Source organism: Tissierella simiarum (genome assembly GCF_018917865.1).
GTDB lineage: Bacteria > Bacillota > Clostridia > Tissierellales > Tissierellaceae > Tissierella_C > Tissierella_C simiarum.
In genome coordinates this window covers 27,000-52,054 of sequence record NZ_JAHLPM010000017.1, presented here as the reverse complement: position 1 = coordinate 52,054, position 25,055 = coordinate 27,000, and the positions used below count along the sequence as shown (strand labels likewise).

The 25,055-nt window shown below is 28.9% G+C and carries 26 protein-coding genes; 25 read left to right on the top strand and 1 reads right to left on the bottom strand.

Annotated features, from left to right (window positions below):
* The first annotated feature begins 14 nt into the window (after nt 1–14).
* From dtd to pepV, 13 genes are all read left to right on the top strand, one after another.
* Complete coding sequence (dtd, locus tag KQI42_RS16650) at nt 15–464, top strand: D-aminoacyl-tRNA deacylase (protein ID WP_216521405.1); 450 nt, start codon at nt 15–17, stop codon at nt 462–464.
* An 11-nt stretch (nt 465–475) separates the two neighbouring features.
* The gene (locus KQI42_RS16645) at nt 476–1,096 is read left to right on the top strand and encodes an MBL fold metallo-hydrolase (RefSeq protein WP_216521403.1); all 621 of its coding nucleotides are present in this window, start codon (nt 476–478) and stop codon (nt 1,094–1,096) included.
* Between the two features lie 51 nt (nt 1,097–1,147).
* A complete protein-coding gene (locus KQI42_RS16640; RefSeq protein WP_216521401.1) occupies nt 1,148–1,315 on the top strand; it encodes a hypothetical protein in 168 nt (55 codons plus the stop codon).
* A 13-nt stretch (nt 1,316–1,328) separates the two neighbouring features.
* Nucleotides 1,329–2,804 carry a coproporphyrinogen dehydrogenase HemZ gene (hemZ, locus tag KQI42_RS16635; RefSeq protein WP_216521399.1) on the top strand — a complete coding sequence of 492 codons (1,476 nt, stop codon included), beginning with the start codon at nt 1,329–1,331 and terminating at the stop codon, nt 2,802–2,804.
* A gap of 221 nt (nt 2,805–3,025) precedes the next feature.
* Nucleotides 3,026–3,859: a DUF2785 domain-containing protein gene (locus KQI42_RS16630; protein WP_216521397.1), complete on the top strand. Its 834-nt coding sequence runs from the start codon at nt 3,026–3,028 to the stop codon at nt 3,857–3,859.
* 90 nt (nt 3,860–3,949) lie between these two features.
* Nucleotides 3,950–4,387: a hypothetical protein gene (locus KQI42_RS16625; RefSeq protein WP_216521395.1), complete on the top strand. Its 438-nt coding sequence runs from the start codon at nt 3,950–3,952 to the stop codon at nt 4,385–4,387.
* A gap of 727 nt (nt 4,388–5,114) precedes the next feature.
* The gene (locus tag KQI42_RS16620; RefSeq protein WP_216521393.1) at nt 5,115–5,438 is read left to right on the top strand and encodes a PTS sugar transporter subunit IIB; all 324 of its coding nucleotides are present in this window, start codon (nt 5,115–5,117) and stop codon (nt 5,436–5,438) included.
* Nucleotides 5,439–5,449: 11 nt separating this feature from the next.
* On the top strand, nt 5,450–6,799 hold the full coding sequence (locus KQI42_RS16615; RefSeq protein ID WP_216521391.1) for a PTS sugar transporter subunit IIC: 1,350 nt from the start codon (nt 5,450–5,452) through the stop codon (nt 6,797–6,799).
* 11 nt (nt 6,800–6,810) lie between these two features.
* The gene (locus KQI42_RS16610; RefSeq protein WP_216521389.1) at nt 6,811–7,332 is read left to right on the top strand and encodes a GrdB-related putative oxidoreductase; all 522 of its coding nucleotides are present in this window, start codon (nt 6,811–6,813) and stop codon (nt 7,330–7,332) included.
* 110 nt (nt 7,333–7,442) lie between these two features.
* Entirely contained in the window at nt 7,443–8,567 is a 1,125-nt protein-coding gene (locus tag KQI42_RS16605) for a Sapep family Mn(2+)-dependent dipeptidase (RefSeq protein WP_216521388.1), read from the top strand.
* 35 nt (nt 8,568–8,602) lie between these two features.
* Nucleotides 8,603–9,679 (top strand): M42 family metallopeptidase, encoded by a 1,077-nt coding sequence (locus KQI42_RS16600; protein WP_216521387.1) that lies wholly within the window; start codon nt 8,603–8,605, stop codon nt 9,677–9,679.
* 55 nt (nt 9,680–9,734) lie between these two features.
* Nucleotides 9,735–10,838 carry a M42 family metallopeptidase gene (locus KQI42_RS16595; protein WP_216521386.1) on the top strand — a complete coding sequence of 368 codons (1,104 nt, stop codon included), beginning with the start codon at nt 9,735–9,737 and terminating at the stop codon, nt 10,836–10,838.
* 50 nt (nt 10,839–10,888) lie between these two features.
* A complete protein-coding gene (gene pepV, locus KQI42_RS16590; RefSeq protein ID WP_216521385.1) occupies nt 10,889–12,274 on the top strand; it encodes a dipeptidase PepV in 1,386 nt (461 codons plus the stop codon).
* Nucleotides 12,275–12,321: 47 nt separating this feature from the next.
* Here pepV and KQI42_RS16585 read toward each other — a convergent pair whose 3' ends face one another.
* Complete coding sequence (locus tag KQI42_RS16585; protein ID WP_216521383.1) at nt 12,322–13,926, bottom strand: sigma 54-interacting transcriptional regulator; 1,605 nt, start codon at nt 13,924–13,926, stop codon at nt 12,322–12,324.
* Between the two features lie 271 nt (nt 13,927–14,197).
* On the opposite strand from KQI42_RS16585, the gene KQI42_RS16580 reads away from it, so the two are divergent.
* The 12 genes from KQI42_RS16580 (at nt 14,198) to KQI42_RS16530 (ending at nt 24,898) form a co-directional block, all read left to right on the top strand.
* Nucleotides 14,198–15,157 (top strand): glycosylasparaginase, encoded by a 960-nt coding sequence (locus KQI42_RS16580; protein WP_216521381.1) that lies wholly within the window; start codon nt 14,198–14,200, stop codon nt 15,155–15,157.
* Between the two features lie 75 nt (nt 15,158–15,232).
* On the top strand, nt 15,233–15,544 hold the full coding sequence (locus tag KQI42_RS16575; protein ID WP_216521379.1) for a PTS sugar transporter subunit IIA: 312 nt from the start codon (nt 15,233–15,235) through the stop codon (nt 15,542–15,544).
* A 343-nt stretch (nt 15,545–15,887) separates the two neighbouring features.
* Nucleotides 15,888–16,022 carry a hypothetical protein gene (locus KQI42_RS21505; protein WP_281420491.1) on the top strand — a complete coding sequence of 45 codons (135 nt, stop codon included), beginning with the start codon at nt 15,888–15,890 and terminating at the stop codon, nt 16,020–16,022.
* 63 nt (nt 16,023–16,085) lie between these two features.
* On the top strand, nt 16,086–16,292 hold the full coding sequence (locus KQI42_RS16570) for a BhlA/UviB family holin-like peptide (RefSeq protein WP_216521377.1): 207 nt from the start codon (nt 16,086–16,088) through the stop codon (nt 16,290–16,292).
* Between the two features lie 11 nt (nt 16,293–16,303).
* Nucleotides 16,304–16,975, top strand: a complete 672-nt coding sequence (locus KQI42_RS16565; protein ID WP_216521376.1) for an N-acetylmuramoyl-L-alanine amidase — start codon at nt 16,304–16,306, stop codon at nt 16,973–16,975.
* 1 nt (nt 16,976) lies between these two features.
* Nucleotides 16,977–17,267 carry a hypothetical protein gene (locus KQI42_RS16560; RefSeq protein ID WP_216521375.1) on the top strand — a complete coding sequence of 97 codons (291 nt, stop codon included), beginning with the start codon at nt 16,977–16,979 and terminating at the stop codon, nt 17,265–17,267.
* A 729-nt stretch (nt 17,268–17,996) separates the two neighbouring features.
* Nucleotides 17,997–18,350: a hypothetical protein gene (locus KQI42_RS16555; protein ID WP_216521374.1), complete on the top strand. Its 354-nt coding sequence runs from the start codon at nt 17,997–17,999 to the stop codon at nt 18,348–18,350.
* Between the two features lie 383 nt (nt 18,351–18,733).
* Nucleotides 18,734–18,877, top strand: coding sequence for a hypothetical protein (locus KQI42_RS16550; protein ID WP_216521373.1), 144 nt, complete (start codon nt 18,734–18,736; stop codon nt 18,875–18,877).
* 1,445 nt (nt 18,878–20,322) lie between these two features.
* On the top strand, nt 20,323–20,925 hold the full coding sequence (locus KQI42_RS16545) for an HD domain-containing protein (RefSeq protein ID WP_216521372.1): 603 nt from the start codon (nt 20,323–20,325) through the stop codon (nt 20,923–20,925).
* A gap of 204 nt (nt 20,926–21,129) precedes the next feature.
* A complete protein-coding gene (gene hisJ / locus KQI42_RS16540) occupies nt 21,130–21,933 on the top strand; it encodes a histidinol-phosphatase HisJ (protein ID WP_216521371.1) in 804 nt (267 codons plus the stop codon).
* A 376-nt stretch (nt 21,934–22,309) separates the two neighbouring features.
* Nucleotides 22,310–23,965 (top strand): putative manganese-dependent inorganic diphosphatase, encoded by a 1,656-nt coding sequence (locus KQI42_RS16535; protein WP_216521370.1) that lies wholly within the window; start codon nt 22,310–22,312, stop codon nt 23,963–23,965.
* 204 nt (nt 23,966–24,169) lie between these two features.
* Nucleotides 24,170–24,898 carry an HAD family hydrolase gene (locus tag KQI42_RS16530; RefSeq protein ID WP_216521360.1) on the top strand — a complete coding sequence of 243 codons (729 nt, stop codon included), beginning with the start codon at nt 24,170–24,172 and terminating at the stop codon, nt 24,896–24,898.
* Nucleotides 24,899–25,055: the final 157 nt, after the last annotated feature.

Here is a 25,055-nt window from a genome sequence, read left to right as displayed (position 1 = left end):
AAGGAAGAAATTAAATGAGAGCAGTAGTACAAAGGGTAACAGAGGCTTACGTTAAAGTAGAAGGAGAAGTGGTTGGGGAAATAGGCAAAGGTCTGTTAGTTTTGCTTGGTGTAGGAGAAGGAGACGATAATAAGGATTTAGATTATCTAGTTGATAAAGTATTAGGCTTAAGGATATTTGAAGATGATATGGAAAAGATGAACTTATCTTTATTAGATGTGGAAGGCGAACTTTTAGTAGTCTCTCAATTTACTTTATACGGGGATGTTAGAAAAGGTAAAAGACCTAATTTTAGCGGCTCAGCTCAACCGGATATTGCTGAAAAATTATATAATGAGTTTATAAATAGGTGTATCGAAAAAGGGGTAAAAACAGAGAAAGGCGTTTTTGGTGCTTATATGAAAGTCGGACTTATAAACGATGGACCAGTAACTATAATGTTAGATAGTAAAAAAATATTTTAGGAGTGATATATTTGAAAATACTTAGAATACCAGCAGGAATATATGCTGCTAATTGTTATATAATTTATCCAGAAGATAAAAAGGAAGGTATAGTGTTGGATCCTGGTGGAGATGTTGAAGATATTATTGCAGCTATTGATAGGAATGATTTAAATATTAAGTATATAATTTTAACTCATGGCCATGCAGATCATATAGGAGGAGTAAAAGGATTAAAAGATAAATTGGGAGTACCTGTTATGATACATGAAAAAGATAGAGAATTGCTTATTGATGGAGATAAGAATTTATCTAGTGTAATGGCTATGGGTACTGTAGAAATAGAGCCAGATGTTCTTTTGAAAGATGGAGATAAAATAGAGTTTGGAGGCTTAGCAGCAGAAGTTATTCATACTCCAGGACATACTCCAGGAGGAATTTGTTTAAAAATAGGTGATAACTTATTTACAGGAGATACACTTTTTGCAGGATCTATAGGCAGAACAGATTTTCTTGGTGGTTCCTATGAAGAAATTATTAAGTCTATTAAAGAAAAACTTGTAATATATCCGGATAATACACAGGTGTATCCAGGTCATGGACCATCTTCTACTATTAAAAATGAGAAATCTTCAAATCCGTTTTTAAGATAGAATTGTAAGCCATCTTTTAGGGAAAGCTATCTTTAGGAGGTGGCTATTATAATGTTAAATAAAAAGAATTTGAAAAATAGATATAATGAAAATACAGATTTACATGATTTATATGAATTAATTGAATTAGGTGCAGGAAAAGAAGAAATAGCTAAGGAGTTTGGAATATCTGAGAAACAAGTAATAGATATGATGGATGAAATTCACAAAGATAGATAAGGTGATAATGAAAATGGTATATGTTTTTTTAGGGGGACATGATTTTAAATATGATTTGTTTGAACTGACCAGAGTGTTTTTTCCTAATGAGGAAATTCTATTTTTAGAAGACAAAAAGGAATATAACGAAGAGGGCTATCTTATAGAAAGCATTTTGCATAAAGAAGGTAATAAAATTTATGCTAAAACTACTCTTTACTTAAATGGAGTTTTTTATATAGATAAAACGGAAAATATTAATGACATTGATATAGGCAAAAATTCTATGGAAAAGTCAATAAAGATTGGTATAAAAAAATCTATTTACGAAGCCCTTTTATCTATTATTGATAGGAAAGTACCTTGGGGGATTTTAACAGGTATTAGACCTGTTAAAATTGTTCACGATTTTTTAGATAGAGAAATCAATCAAGAAAAAATACTGAATATTTTAGTTAAAGAATATAAGCTACATCCCCATAAGGCAGAATTGATTTTAAATATAGGTAAAAAGCAAAGACAATATATTTATCCTTTAAATAGAGATAAATTTAGTCTTTATGTTAGTATTCCTTTTTGTCCCACTAGATGTATTTATTGTTCGTTTCCGTCGGTGCCTATAAATATATATAAGAATTTAATTGAAGATTATAAAGATAAAGTTATATATGAAATTAAAAAAGTTAAAGAGTTAATGGAAGGAAAAATTATTAATACAGTATATATTGGTGGTGGTACTCCAACTGCTATTCCATCAAGAGATTTGGAAGAAATTATTGAAGCAATTTATTTAACCTTTGGAAAAGAAAATATAAGGGAATTTACTGTAGAAGCTGGAAGACCAGATACTATAACTCAAGAGATTTTAACTATGTTAAATAGAAATAATATAGATAGGATTAGTATAAATCCTCAAACTATGAATGATAAAACTTTAAAGTTAATTGGAAGAAAACATAACAGTGAGGATATAAAAAGGGCTTATTATTTAGCGAAGGAAATTGGTTTTAAGGTTATAAACATGGATTTAATAGTTGGACTTCCTTCTGAGGGAAAGAATGAAATCATTAAGACCCTTATGGAGATAGAAAAATTGAATCCAGAAAATTTAACAGTTCATACTCTTGCTATTAAAAGAGGATCTAAATTTAAGGAAACTATAGATGAGTATAGTATTGAAGATCAAAATATTATAGAAGAGATGATACAGGAAACTGTTAACTTTGCAGATAGAATGTATCTTGAACCTTATTATCTATATAGACAAAAACAAATATTAGGAAACTTTGAAAACGTAGGTTATAGCAAAGAAGGTATGGAGTGTATTTATAATATGGCAATTATGGAAGAAAAGGAAACCATAATGGCAGTAGGTATGGGATCTGTATCAAAAATCTTTTTTCCACAAGAAAATAGAATTGAAAGAGTACCTAATTTTAAAGATTTAAAAGAATATTTAGGAAGAACAGAGGAATTAATTAAGAGAAAGAAAAAAGCACTTATATTATGATAATACAATGTTAGACATAAAGAGAACATTTCTGTACTACATTAGATAGTATAATAGGATGTTCTCTTTTTTGTTTTCAAGAAGGAATTTAATAAAAAGTATTGAATAGGTAGTATAAGATTTCAATTAGAATTATAATAATAATTTGTATGGAATGATTTAAAATGGGGAGAATTTCAAATCATTTAAAAACCTAAATATACTATATAAGGAGGTTAACTATGGATAAAAGCTATTTAATACAAAAATTGAGAACAATAAAAAAAGAAGAATATAAGTTGGGTAAAGGAGAAAATGCATTAGAATTGGCATTGATAATGTTAAGATATATAGGAGATACAGATAGTGAACTAAGGGATGATTTGATATATTCTGTAATGTCAAATTGGATAGTAAATGATGTATTTAGTGTTGATGAATTATACAAAATTTTAGGAATAAGTTTAGATGACGGTCATTTATTTTACAATATAGGCAATATTGATGATTCAGTATTTACTCGAAGCTTTTCAATGCTAATAGTAGCAGCAATTTTGTATGCACATAGAAAAAACAATTTTTTAACTAAAGAAGACTTAGGAATAGTAAAGGATAAATTAATTTGCTATATGAGAAAAGAGAAAGATTTACGAGGGTATGTAGATAAGAAAGGATGGGCACATAGTGTTGCTCATGGATCTGATGCTTTAGATGAGATTGCACAATGTACAGAAATAGATAAAGAGGATTTAAGAGAAATTCTTAATATAATTTATGAAAAGGTAGAAGTAGATTATTATATATATATTCATGATGAAGATGAACGTATGATAACGGCAGTAATGAGCATATTGAATAGAGAAATGCTTAGTGAATCTGAGATAATAAGCTGGATAGTGGGGTTCAGACAAAATTTAAAATTAGGGAAATATTCTGATAAAAATGATAATATTTATATTAATATAAAAAATTTTTTGAGAGGTCTATATTTTAGAATTCTTAAAGAAGATAAAAGTAGTAAATATCTTTATATAATACAGGAAAAGTTAGAAAACATAAAATTAAGTACACTATAGTAGTATTATAAGAAATTCTGGATTTAGAAAGTAAGTTAATAGATTCTTTATTCAATATAAGTAGATCCATAAAAATAATGGAGGATATATATGAAAGTGTCTAATTTAGTTGTGAAGGGAGAAAATATAAGAGACATAATTGATATTTTATATAATTATAGAAATGAATATTATTACAATAAACCACATGTGTATAGTTCAGAAAACATAGCAGTCTTGATGAGAGAGAGCTTTTATGCAAGAACTTGGTCAACGCTTATGTCAGTAATTATTCTAAAATTTACTGATTACAATGAAGCTGAAATAGAAGTAGTTATCAGCGGAGGTAAGGGTGGAACATTGCTACATGACTGGGGAGCTGAAAATAGGGAAAATATAAAAATAGTACATGAGATTGTAAATGCATGTGAGGGAAATTCATGGGAGTTGATAAGCATTCAACCTGAGATTCTTAAAGAATCATTAACCAAATCGACTACTAATAAATTTAAGAATAGAATATTAAATAGTCTAAAAAAATGGATGTAATAATTAATAATCATTATTTCTTAGGGAACTATCAATCTGTAAGTCCCAATTTTAAATTATTTCTATTAAAATTTTTTTATAATATACTCTTTTTTGGTTTTGTTTAATTTTTGCCAGAAAAGAGTATTTATTTTTATATAAATATAGATTATTTTACGTCAAATAATAAGAAACTGTTGAGTCCCTATTTTCAAATAACTGCTCTAATTATATATGCTGATAAAAGGAAGAATATTGTTTTAATATTGATTGTGTTGAGTTGAGGATAATAGTGTATGAAATATAAAAAAAACAATACACTATCAAAATCAAATCCAATAAACTCTTAAGATGTGTGTTGAAATAGGATACACTTTTAGAATTGAAGATAAAACTATACAAGAAATCATAAAGAGAATCCTAAAACAATATGGTTATAGCACTAATTTAAAGTTGGCATAAGAATTGCTATATAAAAGATAAAGGTAGTTAAGAAATTGATTAATATAATTATGTGTTATAATTAATGTTTTCTATAAATAGGAGGATGTGATGATTAAAGATAAGAAAAAATTACTGAGTACATAAAATAATAGGATAAAAATTTTAAGGAGAACGTTTGCCACAAAGATTGATTGGCATCTATCATTGATAAACAGCTAAGATGAGAGGATAATATAAGCTAGAGGTTAACAAAGTTTTTATTAAACAAATAAAATAATAATATTAGAGAAAGTAGGTGTAAACGATGAAAAAGATTTATTTATTCTGCAGCCATGGTATGTCTACAAGTTTATTAGCAAATAAGATGCAGGATGTGGCAGATACTCATGAGCTTCCAATTGAGGTAAAAGCTTTTCCACATGGTAAACTTGAAGAAATTGTTGAAACTCTTAATCCTGATTGTATACTATTAGGACCACAAGTTAAGTACTTATATGATGAAACAGTAGAGAGATTCAAGGATATTAATACTCCAATAGCAGTAATTGACTCACAAGACTATGGAATGATGAATGCAGAAAAGGTTTTAAAAACTGCAATTATTCTTATTAAAAAAAATAAAAAATAGGAGGAGATAAAATGCTTGCATCATTAGAAAAGGTGCTAATGCCTATTGCTGATAGACTAGGCAAAAATAAAGTTTTAGTTGCAATTCGTGATGGTTTTCTGATATCAACACCATTGTTAATTGTAGGTTCTATCTTTTTATTAATAGCAAATTTTCCAGTTCCAGGTTGGTCTGAGTTTTGGACAAAATATCTTGGAGTAGATTGGGAGTTATGGTTTATAAATGTTTCAAGAGCAACCTTTAACATAATTGGTTTGTTGACCTGTGTGGGGACAGGCTATGCATATTCTAGAGAAATAAAAGGTGATAAGATTCAAGGAGCAGTTGTGGCTTTAGTCGCATTCATTATCTTGATGCCAACAAGAATTCCGTTTGAAGGTGTTGATGGACCAGCCACTATGAATGCACTAGGCTTTGAGTATGTAGGCTCTAATGGTATATTTTTAGCTCTTATTATATCCTTAACATCAGTAAGTGTATTTAATTGGGCATATAGAAAAGGTTGGACGATTAAGATGCCAGAAGGTGTTCCGCCAGCAGTATGTGATTCTTTTGCAGCATTGATTCCAAGTGCTATAGTTATTGGACTATTTTTCTTTATTCGTATAGGATTTGAATTTACACCCTTTGAAACAGCACATAACTTTATATATACAGTATTACAGGCACCGTTACAAGGTGTAGGAAACACATTGGTAGCTCAAATTGTATATAGTATAGTATGTACGCTATTTTGGTTCTTTGGAATTAACGGTCCAGCAGTTGCAAATACAGTATTTGCACCAATTACTAAAATACTAACTATTGAAAACTTGGAAGCATTCCAAGCTGGATTACCGTTACCAAATATATTTACAGATCCCTTTTCAAATTTCTTCACAGGATTTGGAGGAGGAGGAAGTACTCTTTCGCTAGTTATAGTTATGTTACTTTTCTGTAAATCAAAAAGAATTAATCAATTAGGTAAGTTATCAATCGTTCCAGGAATTTTTGGAATTAATGAGCCAATTATCTTTGGATTACCAATTGTATTAAATCCAGTGTTAATTGTTCCATTTATTGGTGTTCCACTAATAAATTTGATACTTTCCACATTTGCTACTAAGGCAGGAATTATTCCTTATACTACAGGAGTATCATTACCGTGGACAACTCCAATAGGATTTTCTGGATACTTGTCAACGGGAAGTTTGTTCGCAGGATTGTGGCAAATAGGATTATTGGTACTGGGATGTGTAATTTATTATCCGTTTATAAAGATGCTAGATAAACAATACCTAAAAGATGAAGAAGATGCAAAAAATAATCTGCAAGAGGAAGAAGATATTTCTTTTGAAGATTTATCTTTTGATGATTTTTAGGAGGTAAGGAAATGAAGGTTTTAATGATATTCGATCAAGTACAGGCTGGTCAAGGAGGCAAAGAAAACCCTAATTTACCATTAGGGGGTAAATCTATGGCTATAGGATCTGCAAGTATGTTGGAACCAGCTTTAAAGGAAGTAAATGGGAAGGTTGTAGCATGCTTATATTGCGGAGATGGTTTTTTCAAAGATAATAGAGATGAAGTAAAGTTAAAAATGACAGCTATGGTGAAAAAAATTAATCCAGATATAGTTATATGTGGACCAGCTTTTAACTATGCAGGATATGCAGAAATGTGTGCAGTATTAGCTTACGAAATTAATGAAAAAACTAATATTCCAGCTATAGCTGCAATGTCTAAAGAAAATGAACAAACTATTTTAGATTATAAAGATTTAGTGAATATTGTAGTTATGCCCAAAAAAGGTGGAACTGGATTAAGTGAATCCCTTAGAAATATTTGCTCTTTAGCTAGAAAGAAAGTTGATGGGGAAGATATAAGTGAGTATTTAAAAGAAATATGCTATTAAAAAATAGGTAGTCTAAAATTAATTAGGCTACCTTTTTAGATAACAAAAAATATATATTAAGGGGTGAATAAGCTTTGTAGTAAATATTTACTACAAGTTGCTGACAAACAATGGAACAAATTTTAAATGAAAAAATAGATGAGTTCAAAGAACAGCTAATAAAGGATATTATTGAAATAGTAAAGATACCAAGTGTAAAAGATGTACCTATAGTAGATGCTCCATTTGGAGTAAATGTCCATAATGCGTTATTAAAAGCATTAGAAATATCTGAAAAACTGAATTTCAAAACGAAAAATATTGATGGATATGTAGGATATGCACAATTAGGTGATGGTGATGATTATATAGGAGTTGTAGGACATTTAGATGTAGTTCCTTCAGAAGAAGGGTGGATTAATCCACCATTTAGTGGACATGTTGAAAATGATAGGATTTATAGTCGGGGAGTACTTGATAACAAGGGACCAATAATAAGTGCATTATATGCATTATACGCCATAAAAGAATCTAAATTAGAATTAAAAAAACCAGTACGTATTATATTTGGTACTGATGAAGAAAGTGGATTCCAGGACATACCTCATTATTTAGATAGAGAAAAGCCTCCAATTATGGGATTTACTCCTGATTGCAAGTATCCAGTAGTTTATGGTGAACGAGGGAGAGCAAAAATTAAAATAAGAGTCCATATAAATAAAGAAAATTATGAAGAATCTACACAAGAATTTTTCAATTTTATCAATAGTTATTTTCTATCAAGTAAATCAAATGGTGATAGGTTAGGGATTAATTATAGTGATAAAGAGTTTGGGATTATGGAAATGAGAAATTACAATTTGGATATTAAGGATAATCATTTAAATTTTCTGTTTGATTTAAGCTATCCAGCAATATGTACGATAGATGAAATAATTAGTCAGATAGAATCAAAAATGAGTAGAAACTTAAGCATAGAGCTATTACAAAATTATAATCCAGTTAAATTTAAAAAAGATTGTTTTCTAGTTAAATCTTTACAAGAAGCTTATGAAGAAGTAACTAATTTAGATGGAACTCCAGTTACAACTACTGGTGGAACTTACGCAAAGATTATGCCCAACATTGTACCATTTGGTCCATCATTTCCAGGACAAAAGGGAATTGCTCACAATCCTAATGAATATATGGATATTAGCGATATAGTATTAAATACAAAAATATTTGCTCAGGCAATATATAAATTAGCAAAATAGGAAAGCAACTCAATAAAAGAGAAGAGGTAAGAACTATGAAATTAAATGATAATACATTAGAATTAATGGAAGAGATTACTCAAATAATTGGAGTTTCAGGAAATGAAAAATATATTTCTAGAGTATTACAAAAGCATTATAAAAAATATACAGATGAAATAATTTTTGATAATTTAGGTTCTGTTTTTGCGGTAAAGCGTTGTGGAAAAGAAAATGCTAAAAAAGTTATAATTTGTGGGCATATGGATGAAGTTGGATTTGTAGTTAATGGAATTACAGATACAGGATTAATTAGAGTTTTGCCATTAGGTAGTATTCAAAATCAAACTGTATTAGCACAAAGGGTTAGATTGATAAATCATGAGGGAAAGGAATTTAAAGGAAGTATAATTGTTCCTAATCCTCAAGCAGACGAGGATAAATTAATAAAAGCTAGTGAAATTTTAGTGGATATTGGAGGAACTAGTAAAGAAGAAATTGCAGAGTTAGGAATAAAGTTTGGTGATTCAATTGTTATTGATGGACAATTTGAAGTACTAACTAAAGGTAAAAGAATTCTTTCTAAAGCTTGGAATAATCGTTATGGCTGTATCATGGGTATAGAATTATTAGAAGCACTAAAGGATATAGAGTTAGATGTAGATTTATATATTGGTTCTACAGTACAAAATAAGGTGGGATTAAGAGGTGCTCAAACTTCTACTAACTTAATTAAGCCAGATTTAGGAATTGTAATGGAATGTTTACAAGCAAATGATATAAAAAGTGGTGATGATACGGTAGGAAAACTAGGAGAAGGAATATTAATTAATTATTATGATAAATCAATGATGCCTAATAGAACATTGTTGCAGCATTTAATCCATATTTGTAAAACAAATCATATAAAACATCAGTATTTTTATTCTATGGGTGATAGTGATGCTGGATGGATTCATAAACTATTGGTGGGATGTCCAACTTTAACCACTTGTATTTGTGCTAGAAACATTAATACTAATAGTTCAATAATAGACGTTGATGATTACATTGCCGCAAAAGAAGCAATCATTAATGTTGTAAAATCATTGAACACAGAAAGCATTAATAAATTTAAAGCTGAAAATAGGTAAGATATTTATATTTAGTATAAAAAATATAAGAATTTAAAGTCTTGGAGGAAGATTCATGAGTAAAAACAAAGAAGTAACTTACCATAATATAGATTTACAAATGCTAAAAGAACTAAGTGAAGCTGACGGTATATCAGGTTGCGAAAAAGAAGTTAGTAGAGTTGTTAAAAAGTATCTAAATAATTATATTGATGAAATTTCATATGATAATTTAGGTTCAATTATAGGATTAAAAAAAGGTAAACCGAATGGACCTAAAATTATGATTGCTGGACATATGGATGAAGTAGGATTTGTTGTAAGAGATATTGATAGTAATGGATATATAAAAATATTGCCTGTAGGAGGATGGTGGGGGCATGTATTGCCTTCCCAAGAAATGACCATAACCACATCAGCAGGTAAAAAGATTAATGGTATTGTTGGAAGTCGTGCACCTCATGGAATGTCAAATTCCGAAAAAGAAAAAGTGATTAAACCAATTGATTTATTCATAGATTTGGGAGTAGCAACAAAAGAAGAAGCGGAAGATTTGGGAATACAAATAGGAGATATGATTACTCCCAATGTTAACTTTTCTATTATGAATAATCAAAATTATTTATTAGGTAAGGCATGGGATGATAGGATAGGTATAGCAGTAGGTATAGATGTATTAAAGAAACTACAAAATATTGAGCATGATGCAAATATTTATGTAGTTGGCACGGTTCAGGAGGAAGTTGGACTGAGGGGAGCTAGAACTTCAACCCAGATTATTAAACCAGATATTGCCTTTGCATTAGATGTAACAACAGCTAAAGATACACCAGTAGATAAAGGTGAAATAAAGCTAGGATGTGGAGTTATACTTAGTGTATTAGATTCTACAGCATTAGCACACAGAGGATTAATTGAAAAAATAGAAGAAATTTGTAAAGAGCTAAAGCTAGATATAAATTATGACCTTATGACTGCAGGAGGAACAGATTCTGGTATCATACACAAAACATTTGATGGGATTATTACAATGACACTTTCTATACCAACACGTTATATGCATTCACCTAGACTAATAATTCATTGTAAAGATTATATTCAAACGGTAGAAGTTATTACAGAATTTTGTAAAAGAGTAAACTCAGAATTATTGAGAGAAATGAAAACAACTAATAGATAATCTTATTTATATGATATTAAGATAAGTTAAATGTCTTAGGGAGTGATTTTATGGTGTTTATTAAGGACATTAAAATAGAAGATGAGTTTTTAATAGATTTAAAAAGCATATTAAGGAAAAAAACAGTAAAAGATGTTTCTGTTAAAGATCATCCTTTTGGTGCGGGAATAACAGAAGGTTTAAACTGTATATTAGACATAGCTAAGTCATATGGGTTTAGGACAGTTAACTTAAATAACTATATAGGGTATGCAGAATTTGGACAAGGCGATGAATACGTGGGTGTATTAGGTCATATAGATGTTGTGCCAGAAGGGAATGGTTGGAGTACAAATCCCTTTGAACCTATAATAAAAGATGGCAAAGTCCATGGTAGAGGAGCTTTAGATGATAAAGGACCATTACTAGCTGCACTTTATGCATTAAAACTATTAAAGGATTCAAATATAAAATTATCTAAAAAAGTTAGAGTAATATTTGGTACTAATGAAGAATCTGGAACAGAGGATATAGATTATTACTTAAAGAGGGAAGAATCTCCACTATACTGTTTTACTCCCGATGCTTATTTTCCTATAGTAACTTCTGAAAAAGGAATTCTTACTTTTGAATTAGTACAAAATTTAGAAAATGTCTTTGATGATTATGAAATTGATTATATTAAGGGAGGAAAAAGATCTAATATAGTTCCTGATTATTGTGAATGTAAGATAATACATAATAATAACAATCAGCTAATTATGGCACTTAATGATACAAGTCTAAAAGAAATATATAAAATAGACTTAGAATATAGTGAAAATTATATAATAATAAAAAGTAAGGGAATAGCTTCTCATGGAAGCACACCAGAGTTAGGTGAAAATGCTATAGCTAATATACTATTATACTTAAACAAGGTATTAAAATTAAAAAATGATTTTACTATGTTTTTAGAAGATTTTTCAGAATTAATAGGAAAAGATTGGGATGGCAATAAACTTGGAATAAATTTCTATGATGAAGAGTCGGGAGCATTAACATTAAATCTTGGAGTAATTAATGAAAACAACTCAGAAATACGTATGAGATTTAATATAAGATACCCAGTGACTATATCTCATGAGGATATATTAAATAATATAAAGCATAAGATAAAAGATACTAATTTTATATTCCATGAAGGTAATCATAATGCTCCATTATATTTTCCAAAGGATCATAGATTAGTGATGTCTTTAAAAAAGGCTTATGAAGAGGTAGTAGGTGAAGAGGCAGAATTATTATCAACAGGCGGAGGTACTTATGCAAAGCTAATGCCCAACACAGTAGCTTTTGGACCTTTGTTTAAAGATAATGAGAACTTAGCTCATCAAGCTAATGAGTTTATACATGTTTCTTTACTTGAAAAATGTATCCAAATCTATGCGAGGGCTATTTATGAATTAGCTAGGTAGCATAATTAATCAAATATAATGGCATGGATGAGTTAAAATTAACCCATTCATGCCATTGATATCTGGTTCTTATGTAAATATATTGTAAAAAGTATCAGAAACAATATTTCTGTATTCAGTAAGTTTATATTATGGGTTTTTTCTATAATGGACTTTAGACCTAAAGAAATAGTATAGTATTCTGGAAAAATACATTTTACCTTGTTCAAAGTAGGAAAAAAATCAAAATTTATTAAATTGATCCTATCATATATCATATCAAGATGAATATGAAAAAAAGTTTTCAATATATCATCATTAAGAAATGTCTTAAGTTTATTATCCAGACTAGATATGTTAGATAAAACTTCTTCATATGCAGAGCTATTTAGACTATATTGATAGCTTGAAATATTATTTTTGATGATACTCAAATAATCTCCAAACAAATTAATTATAGAGCTGCTATCAGTTTCTTTATTAATTGTAACTCTAGAAATATCCATCATTAGCTTTTTAAAACTGTTAAGAATAAGCTGTTTTTGTTTTAAAAATGAATGACTAGTTATCTGTGAGTTTTCATCATAAGTAAAGTAGGAATCAACACTATCTAGAGAATCTAATAATGCCCTTTCTTCTAACAATGGAGTATTAAGCATTTTTCTTAATTCCTTTGGCAAATCAGGACTGTTGATTTTAATATGTATTTTATTATTGATAAAATACTCTGAATATGCATTAGCAATAGCCAGAGTAATATCATTTTTAAGTTGTCCTACATTATATGGACAAGGATAGGATAATAAACAAAGCATTGCATTATAGGAAACTGAAACAGGTTTACCTAACTTTATACTTTCGTTTTTTATAAAATATTCTACAAGAGTAAGTCTTTCCTCTAACAATCTTTCCTCTAACCTTGGAAGATAAATTTTTATTGGAATTCTCCTTATAAATGTATCTAGAAGAGAAGAACTTATATCCCTATTTGTTGCACATATTATTCGAGCAGAAGATTTAATTTTAGTTGTAACTTCTCCAAATCTTTTAAAGTATCCAGTATCCATAAAGACAAAAAGCATTTCCTGTCCTTCACTAGGAAGATTGTGTATCTCATCTAGAAATAAAATACCACCATCTGCCTGCTGGATTAGTCCAGGTCTATCTTCATTTGCTCCAGTAAAAGTACCTTTTTTAACTCCAAATAAATGGGCACTTAATAACTGAGGGTTATTGGAAAAGTCAGAACAATTGAAATGTAAAAAGGGCATATTCTTACTGATATCTAGTGAATTCGCATATTCATGCATCAACTTTGCTAACATAGATTTACCTACACCGGTATCACCAATAATCAGGCAATTCATTCCATTAGGTGGATAAAGAATAGCAGTTTTTGCGAGTTTGATAGATGGAATTAAAGAAGGATAAAGATAGGATAAATTATCCATAGATGATTTAGCAGTAAAATCTATGTTATTAGTATTATTTAAAAAGTATTTTACAGGTCTAGAATTGTTTTTATATAAAAAACCTTTTTCAACAAGTATATTTAAGTCTCTACTTATATTAGATCTCTGTAAACCTAAAAACCTACTAAGTTCAATAGTTGTTACTCCATCACCTTTATCTAGCGTTTTCATAGAATTGTGAACTAAATCTATTCTTTTCATATTAAACTATCTCCTTGTAAACCATAATGTGTATAATTTAATCCCTAATTATTGTATAGATAATTGTGAAATTAAGTTATACTGTGTTAAATTCAATATATATAAATATACATATTTATTATTATATAACACACTTAATGTAGAAAATCAATTATTAGATAAAGAAATATAATAAAACATAAGTAAATGTATAAATATACCCATGGTTTGCGAATGGCATAGTTGTTGCATATGTAATATCATTAAGGAACTAGGAATGGAGGAGAATATTATGGAATGGGCAATGATAGCAACATGGAGGATGGCAATTGAGGGAATAACTGAAGCATCAAAATTATTGGAAAATAGAGAGTCGGCAGGTAATGCAATAGAAAAAGCAATTAAGATGGTTGAGGACTATCCCTACTATAAATCAGTTGGATATGGAGGATTGCCAAATGAAAATGGTATAGTTGAATTAGATGCAGGATACATGGATGGAGATACACTATCTATAGGGGCAGTAGCTGGAATAAGAGATTTTGGAAATCCAATAAGTATAGCTAAAAAATTAAGTGAAGAAAGGTTTAATTGCTTTTTAGTAGGAATCGGGGCAGAAGAATATGCTCAGAAAAATGGCTTTGAGAGAAAAAACATGTTAACTGATAGAGCAAAACAGCATTATGAAAAAAGAATTAAAGAAACAATAGAAAAAGGCTTGAGTCCTTATGACGGTCATGATACAGTTGGTATGATAGCGTTAGATAGAAATAAGACTATGGTTGCAGGGACATCAACTAGTGGCTTATTTATGAAAAAAAGAGGTAGAGCTGGTGATTCGCCAGTATGTGGTTCAGGATTCTATGTAGATAGTGAAATAGGAGGAGCGACAGCAACAGGACTTGGAGAAGATTTAATGAAGGGCTGTATTTCTTATGAGATAGTTAGATTAATGAGAGAGGGATATCATCCTCAAGATGCTGCAGATAAAGCGGTTTTAGATTTAAATAATGTTTTAGCCAAAAGAAGAGGAAAATCAGGAGATTTATCAGTAGTATGCTTAAATAATAAAGGTGAATTTGGTGTAGCAACAAATATTGATGGTTTTTCTTTTTCTCTAGTTACAGAAAATCAAGAACCTACAGTTTATGTATGTAAGAATACAGATGGAAAAACAACTTATGAAGTTGCAAGTAAAGAATGGCTAGATAAATATATTGAGAGAATCAAATCTCCTATAACTTTTGATTAATAAATATTGCGAACTTAGTTAGAAGATAAAGAAGGATAAGTTATAAAAAGAATATAAGGAAAAGGAGACATATATATGCAAGATTTAGAACTAATATTATTCCAATTAATTACTAATGCTGGAGATGCAAGAGCATTTCTATTTAAAGCTTTAAAAGCATCTAGAGAAGAAAAATTTGATGATGCAGAAAACTATGTTAAAGATGCAGAGACAAGTTTACTAAAAGCCCATGAATTTCATAGTTCATTAATTCATCAAGAAGCTTCTGGAGAACTAGTAAATATATCATTACTTTTAATTCATGCAGAAGATCAATTAATGGCAACAGAAACATTAAAAGAAATTACTAAAGAAATGATTTTAACACATAAAAAGTATTCGAAATAGTAGTTTTTCTATTATATTAAAAGGTATCTAATTTGTCATAGATTAGATACCTTTTAATATTTAATTAGGAAGTTTAGTTTTTAAGGAGGATTTTGATCTAAATGTTGATCTAGATACTAGTTTTATATTTTTAACAACAACAAGTAATAGGGGTGTCGACGTAGGATTTGCATATAATCCTCGTGGATCCGAAAACCCAAAGCAGACAACTTGTTATTATATTGACAACAACAAGGATATTGTAACTAGGTTGGAAATGCGTATTAGAAAATAGGATGAAAATTTGATTTCCCCTTTTTAGTATGTATAATGCCAGTATCACATTAAAAAGGAGGGGATTATTATGTTCTTATTAGTTATTTTAATCGGATTAGGATTAGTTTGTTTTGTAAAGTTAAATGAAGAAGGTTTTACAAGAATGGGCTTTATGGTAGCGTATCTAGCGTTTATTATAACGCTAATAAAATCTATATATTAACAATTAAAAAGAATCTGGGTTTTAAACCCAGGTTCTTTTTAATGTAAAATTCGGAGGTGTGGGATGGAGAATGAAATATTAAAATATGTAATTACACAAGGGATATTTGCGGTACTATTTGTCTACCCGCTGTTTTATGTGTTAAAAGAAAATAGTAAAAGAGAAGTTAATTATCAATCAATTATAGAGGAACTATCCAAGAAGTTTAATATAATAGAGAATGTTCAGGAAGATGTTAAAGACATTAAAAAATATATATTTAAGAATTAGGAGGTAATGAGATGGGGAACTTTAGAATGCTTAACTTTGATAATCTTATAAAAGAATTAGATAAATATAAATTCAAGCAGCTCCATATACATCATACTTGGAAGCCTGCTCATAAAAGTTTTACTGGCAATAATCATATAGCAATCCAACAATCTATGTATAACTATCATGTAAATTCAAATGGATGGAGTGACATAGGGCAACATTTAACACTATTTCCAGATGGTGCTTGGGTAACCGGTAGACCTTTTAATATAGCTCCAGCAAGTATAAAGGGTTGGAATACAGGAGCATTAGCTGTAGAAATGATAGGCAACTTTGATATACCAGGAACAGGAGCTATAAATGATCTAGGATATGATCTTTTACAAGGTAAGCAGAGAGAGGAAATATTAAAGCTAATGAGATATTTTATAAATAAGTATGGAGAAGATTCCATAAAGTTTCATAGAGAAGGTCCAGGAGTAACTAAGACTTGTCCAGGTACAAGATTAGATAAAATTATGCTTATTAAGGAGGCTAAAGCATTGACTGATAAAAAACATTGGGCAGAGGAACATTACAACAATCTTAAAAGTATAATCAACATTACAGACAAGCGTTTTGACGATAAAATTACACGAGGGGAAGCTATGGCTCTTGTAGATAAAGCATTAGATTATATAGAAAGGAAGGTAAAATAATATGTTAAACGAATTTATTACACTAGAAATATTAGCGACGTTTGCAGGATTAGTAATGACGGTATCTGTGATTGTCCAATTTACTAAATCTATAGTAAAGAAAAAGTTTGATGACTCTGCAGTGAGATTATATGCTTTTATAATATCCTTAATCCTTACTTTTATATTTGCTAGAAGTGGACAAGGATTACAAGGTATAGTTTTAACTATTATTAATGCAGTATTAATTACTATAGCTAGTACAGGTACTTATGAAATGATAGTAGATCCTAAAGCAGAGAAAAGTAAATAAAAGAGGTCGTTTTAAACGTCCTGTTTTTGTTTAGGTAATAATGAAAATAATACGTTAAACTTTAGTAAACCCTATACTAAAAATATTAATATCTAAAAAAGAATTGGATACACTAATAGAGGATGGGGTTGTGTATTTAAAAGAGTACTTAAAGTAAGGGAAAGACCTATTAGGGTATAAGGAAGATTGAATAGTAAGCAAAAGGAAATAACAACAAGCCATTTTTTTAAACGACCTCTTATTAATTAGACCAGGATTAAGTTCCTGGTCTTTTTTGATTTGTGGCATAAAGTTTATATTATAGTAACACTTTTATCAATCTAGAATATACTTGTAGTATGGAGTAAAACATTAAGTAACTTTAAATACTAAGAACATGCTTGCTCCTGCTAAAAATATAAAAATAAGCTTTTCCCTTCTTTCTATAGGAATTGTACTAATAGCTATTAATATAGCATTAATAAATACCTCAAAACGGATAAAAAGAAATAATAAAGTAGGACATTTCCAACCATATCCTTATTAACGAGACTAGGATTAATTTCCTAGTCTTTTTTATCTTTTGAAACTTTTTTATTTAATTTTACATAGAAAATTTATAAGATAGAAATTTAAGTTTAGATTTTATATTGTAGTAACAACTTTTACTGGTCCGTAATATACTTGTACTGGGAAAGAAGAAGAGCAACAAGTTACTTTCCTAATATAAGGTAAAGGAAGGCGAGAATAATGGATTATAATCAAGGGATTGATGCAGCAAGATGCAATGAGCCAATTAGGATAGGTGCGACATGTGTAGCGCGGATAGATGACAGATTTTTCTTGCTTATTAAAATAGAAATAAAGATTCCAGGTAGAGATATTGAAGACGTTATTGTAATAGAGATAACAGCAGCACAAGCGGCAGCACTAATAGCAGCAGGAGTTATGCGTTGTCAAATAGTTGATAGAATTCCTACAGGAAGAGAAGTAGAGCTTATTTGTGCATTTGTAGTAGGAAGAAACGTGTTCTTAGTATTTAACGTTGAAAATATGACTGATCGTTTAGTTCTAGTTAGAGTACCTTTATGCACTATCATTTAATATAACTAGCAAATTAGGATTGAGTAATAAAGATTGAAGGGAAATGTTAGGGTAGCTTAAGGCTACCCTAATTTTTTGTATGTTATCCTACATAAGGAAGACCGGATAATCAATTAAAAGTATACGCAAAGGACTTAAGGTTATAAGTTTAAGAAGCATGATAGAAATGTATAAAAGCTAGATATCCTGGTCTTTTTTGATTTTCAAGATATTCCTATTAAATTAAACAAAGAATTATGTTGCTTTTTATCTATAAATATGAATGATTGTGGTAAATTCTTTTACTATGACCTAATTTTTATTATTTTTCTTATCGGGGGATAAAGGAGTTTTTTCATTGTCTATAGAAGGTATTAATTAAGAAAAATAAAGGAGGTATTTTTATGAAAAATTTTAAAGTGATAAGTATCTTTTTAGCGATTACATTAGTTATTTGTGGATTTTCTTTACCATTATACGCAGATAGTAATGATGAATTGTTAAAAGGCGCTGATGAAAATGATTTTGTTATCGAAGTAATATCTTAAGAAAAACTTACTGGAGAAAAATCAGAGCTTCAATCAAGAGATGAAATAATTGTACAAGGTCTTCAAAGACCTAAAAAATTATGGAATGTAGCGACTAAAGGTAGGTGTCATTTTAAGGGTAAGGCAAGTAGAAGTAACTTGTATAGTGAATATGTATTTACAGGAAAAAATAAATACACATATTATGTAAAGAATGAATATGATAAGCAATTAACAATTAAGATAAAAAAAGATAACTGGACAGGAATTACCATAAGGACAATTAAAGTACCTGGCAACACTGCAAGAACATATACAATTACAACAAGTGACAAATTTTATTTTTTGTACTACAGCCCAGTTAATGCTTCCGGATATATAAAATAATAAATAAAGGGGCTGTCTCAAATTTTATTTTGAGACAGCTCCTTTTCTTTTTGCAACTCTAAAACCAAAACCTGCATCAAAACCATCCAATATATTAACTCTAGACAAGCTTTTATACATACATTAATATAAATACTATACTACATATATAAAGCCTTTCTATAAGCCTATATAAGCCTTAAAACAGTATATCAAATATTTTACTATATTTTAGCAGGAATTATTGATTATTTATAGAAATGATAGGTAAATATGGTATGTAGAATGTGAAGTAATGGAAAATTTAGAGAAAGTAAATAAAAGGTGGATTTATTATGTTGAAGTTTTTTGAAAAAATACATTTAAATAAATATTATAATGGTAAAAAAAATGAGAATACAAAAAATATACTATTTATAATATTTGTTTTTATCATTTCATCTTTACTAAGTACACTATCTATAAGCTTGCCTAAAAAATTATTCAAACCCTTATTTATATTTTCATTAATATATTTTGTTTTTAGATATTTATTAGCTAAATATTTTAAATATCATACTGAAAATTATGATATAAAAACTTTCTATACAGATATTGAAAGAAAATATATTATATATTTTTTAATATGGATAATATGTTTTAGTTTTTTGAATATCAAAGGTTTTTTATAAATGAAATATTTTAAAAAGTTAGCAGTCGTAGGAATAATTTTAAGTGTGATAAATTTATTTGGATTTAAATTAATTAATTTTGTGATAAGATAAAGAAAGGGACTAAAAAGTCCCTATTTTGTTTGACGTCAAAAAATCGTCAAATAAAAATTTATAAATATGTTTCAAAATGTTTAAGGCTATTTAAAGCGTTCTCAATACAACGCTGCATTTTACTATATTCGTATCAAGATGTGTTAAAGAGTTTTTAAAAGAAATATAATTAAATATTTTGATGTGAAATGTGGAATAGTTAGGAAAAGAAACGCTAATTGAGGAATTTAAGATGATGGAAAGATTGTTTTAAGTTATATCACAATACATACAATTGATTTAGCTGTATTTACTATAATGTATTATTTATAGAATGATTACGAAAGGGGATAAAACATGGATAAATATTTAAGTTTTCAAGTGACAGGTGACCTTAAAAAAGATATAAAAGCATACTTTATGCTGCATAATATGTCAGATATATATGAACATACCATGGATGTAGTGAGAGAACTACATAATATGGGACAGCAATTTGGATTCTTAGAACAAGGCAGTGAAATTGCTTGTTATTGCCATGATTTAGGTAGAGTAGTGGAAAAGGATGAAGTAATAAAATTCTGTATGGAAAATAACATTAATATTACTGATGAAGAAAAGCAAGCGCCTTCAATTTTACATCAGAAAATATCTAAATTTATAGCAGAGAATCTCTTTGAAATAAAAGATAATGATGTACTAAATGCAATTAGATATCATACGACATCAAGGAAACAACCAAGTAAAACAGAAATTGAAGTATTTCTAGCCGATAAACTAAGCTGGAAAGACGAAGAATGTAAAGAAATTGTAAACAAGATTAACGATGCTATAAAACACTCAAAAGAAAAGGCTATGTTATGTTACTTAACTGATTTAGAACTAAGGAAAGAAGAGCTAAAGTTATATCACAAAGATTCAAAAGAAGCTTATGAATATTTTAATCAATTAATTAGATGAACTAAAATACTTTGACTATCATATAGAAAAGGTCATGGGTAAAGAAGTATTTAGCAATAATAGCTGGAATCCATGATAACTTTTTAGATTGATTTACTTTCGAACAACTATGGGATACAATAATAAAATATCTTAGCTTAACTATAAAATTAAATATAGTAAATTTAGGGTAGAGAATAAAGGATATACAAAGGAGAATTTATTATGGATAATAAGATAATTTTAAGGGATGGACACATTCATTCACCATATTGCCCTCATGGCACAAAAGATTCTTTTGAATTCTATGTACAAAAGGCTATTGAATTAGGATTGGAAGAAATAACTTTCACGGAACATATGCCTTTGCCAGGGAATTTTATGGATCCAGAATTTCTAAAGCATTGTTCTCCCACACTAGATGTAATAGAAAAGTATATTAGAGAGTTAGATTATATAAAAGAAAAGTTTAAATCAGTAATAAAAATAAATACTGGTTTAGAGGTAGATTATGTTGAAGGTTATGAGGAAAAAATTAAGGAGTTGCTAAATATATATGGCAATAAAATAGAAGATAGTATATTATCTGTACATTTTATTAAAGTAGGGGATGAATACTATTGTGTAGATGCTAGTCCTGAAGAATTTGGAAAGTTAGCACAAAAATTAGGTAGCGTAGAGAAAGTATACGATAGATATTATGAAACTTTACTAAAATCAGTGAAAGCTGATTTAGGGATATTTAAACCTAAACGTATAGGTCATCCTACTTTAGTTAGGATTTTTAATACAGAATATCCTTTAGAATATACTAATGTTGAACTTTTAGAGGAAATTATAAAAGAAATAAAAATAAGGAACTATGAAGTAGATTTTAATACAGCAGGAATTAGAAAGCCATATTGCAAAGAAACTTATCCTTCTGGTGTATTTGCAGAATTAGTGGAACACTATGCGGTAAAGGTCGTTTACGGGTCTGATGCTCATACTGCATTAGATGTTGGAAGAGATTTTGTATTTAAATATTAATTAAAAACAATATTGATCCTATAATTACCTTAGGATACAGGGATGATATTGTTATAGAGGAGATAAAAAGATTAAGAAAAACTTTATAATTAAATATAAGAGATGATTTATGTAGAACTTAAACTTAGTAATCACTCGATGCAACATTTGTAAAGGATGATAACTATATCAAGTTAACTAGGTAATTATCAATAAAATGTATTTTGGAGATTATTTATAATATAACTTCTGGTGAATGAATTAAAATAATTTAAAACATATAAATTTAACAAAAGATTTTCTAAATAATCCAGAGCGATATTTAAGGTATTTATAGGATTTAAATGATATAATAATTTAATATAAAATCTAAAGATAAACCTTAGAGGAGGATAATATGAAGGAAACAATATATATAACAGGGCATAAAAATCCTGACTCAGATTCAATATGTGCAGCTCTGGCATATGCAGAGTATAAGAATGCTAACGGAGATATTAATGCTATTCCCGTAAGACTTGGAGAGATGAATAGGGAGACAAAGTTCATACTTGAATATTTTGGAGTTGATGCTCCAATGCTTATAGAAACAGTAAGACTAAGTGTCGAAGATTTAAACTTTGATAAAATAGCTCCTGTTAGTCCAGATATATCATTACGTATGGCTTTGGACTTAATGAAGAAAAACAATTTAAATAGTCTTCCTATTATAGATGAAAATGAACAACTTGCAGGTATTGTAACAATATCAGATATAATTCAAAGTTACATAGATGTATGGGACAATACTATTTTGGGAAAGTCAAGTACTTCTATAGACAATATTATAGATACTCTTTCCGCTAAATCTATATTAATTCCAAATATAATGAAACCGATTACTGGAAAACTTTTAGTGTTAGCTATGGAACCTAAATCTGTAGTAGAATATATAGAAGAAAACGACATAGTTATATGCGGTGATAGAAAGGACGCTCAAGAACTTGCCATCAATAAGGATATTTCTTTAATGATCGTAACTGGAGATGTAAAAGTAGATGAAGAAATAATAAGCCTAGCAGAAGAAAAAGGTATAACTATCATATCAACACCTCACGATACTTTTACTACATCTAGATTGATAACTCAATCCGTTCCTCTTAGCTATGTAATGACTACAGATAATTTAGTGGTATTTACCCTTGATGATTTAGTAGATAATGTAAAAGAACAAATGTCTCAAACGAGATTTAGATCCTATCCAGTAATAGATGATAATAATAACAATAAAGTAGTCGGATTAATATCTAGATATCATTTAATATCCAGTATGAAGAAGAAGGTAATATTGGTTGATCATAATGAGCGTAGTCAGTCTGTAGACGGTTTAGAAGAATGTGAAATATTAGAGATTATTGATCACCATAGAGTAGCCGACGTTTTTACGGGGAATCCAATATACTTCAGAAATGAGCCAGTAGGTAGCACATCTACGATAATTGCTTCTATATTATTTGAAAATGGTAGGAGACCTTCAAAAAAAATGGCTGGAGTATTGGCAGCGGCTATAATTTCTGATACCTTATTATTTAGATCTCCTACATCAACAAATGTAGATAAAATGATATTAGAGAGATTAGCAAGAATTGCAGATTTAGATGTAGAAAAATTTGCAATGGAAATGTTTAAGGCAGGGACTTCTCTAGTAGGAAAGACACCACAAGAGTTACTTAGTCAAGATTTCAAGGCATTTACCATAGATGAAGATAAGATAGGAATAGCCCAAGTATATACTATGGATCCAGATAGTTTAGAAGATATGAAATTGGATTTAATATCGTTGATGGAAGAACGAGCAAAGGAATACAAATATTCTATTTTTATATTAATGTTAACCGATATATTTGAACAAGCTTCAGAAATGGTTGTAGTAGGACATAATAAAGAATTAGTGGCAAAGGCTTTTGGAAAGACACTTGATAACAATTCTTTCTATGCACCAGGCATACTTTCGAGAAAAAAACAAGTAGTTCCACCGATTACAAATACTTTGACAAATGTTCAAGAACTATAAATATAAGTAGTTATTATGAAAAAGATATTAATAAAAAATAATTTTCTAGAGGCATAAAAGCATTCAATTGGAAGATTGAGTGCTTTTTTGGATGTCTTGCAGAGTGCTTCCTATGAAAAGAAGGAATTTAACAAAACTTGTAGAACAATTAATTATGTGATTATGTATGAAGTACACGATTAATTTCATAACTTTTATAGAGGAGTGATAATAATAGATATTAAAAATGTTAAAGCTATTTTGTTTGATTCAGGAAGAACTTTAAATATACCTAGAACTGGTCATTGGTTTATAACACCCAAATTTTATGAAATAATCGATGCATCTAAACTTAAAGATAAGCAGGAGTTACTTGATGATGGGATAAGGAAAGCTTGTGACTATGCAGATAAAATTAAGCTTATAAAAAACGAAGAAGAAGAGTTTAGAATGTTTAGGGAATTTTATAGAATTGTTCTGGAAGAAACTAAATATCCAGATATAGATGATCGCATTTTAAATAATTTAGCAGAAGATAACGTTTATAATGATGATAAATTTTTATTTTTTGATGATGTGGAATCTTCAATAAAGAAATTGAATCAAAATTATATATTAGGGATAGTTTCCGACACATGGCCTTCTTTGGAGAGGGTATTTATTAACAGAGGACTAAGAGAATATTTCTCAACTTTTATAATATCTTCAATATATGGTTCGTATAAATCTGAAAAAGTATTATTTAAAATTGCACTTGAGGAATTGAACACACAACCTTATGAAACTATATTTATTGATGACAATGAAACAAATCTTGTAGCCGCAGAGGAATTTGGTATGGTACCTATATTGATTGATAGGTATGAAAGAAATGATCTAAAAAGCAAATATCCAATAATCAAATCATTAGAGGATCTATCTAATTTTTTATTAACAAATAATATAGATAGTTAATAAAAGAAGATATCAATAATACTAGACGCAATTTTAGTTTAAAAATTTTCTGATATAGTATTTATGAATAGTTCACGAAGATGACAGATATCAAACAAAATTTATATGAAAAACATTTATAATTATGAGAAAATTATTGGAAATTTAAAGAGAATAG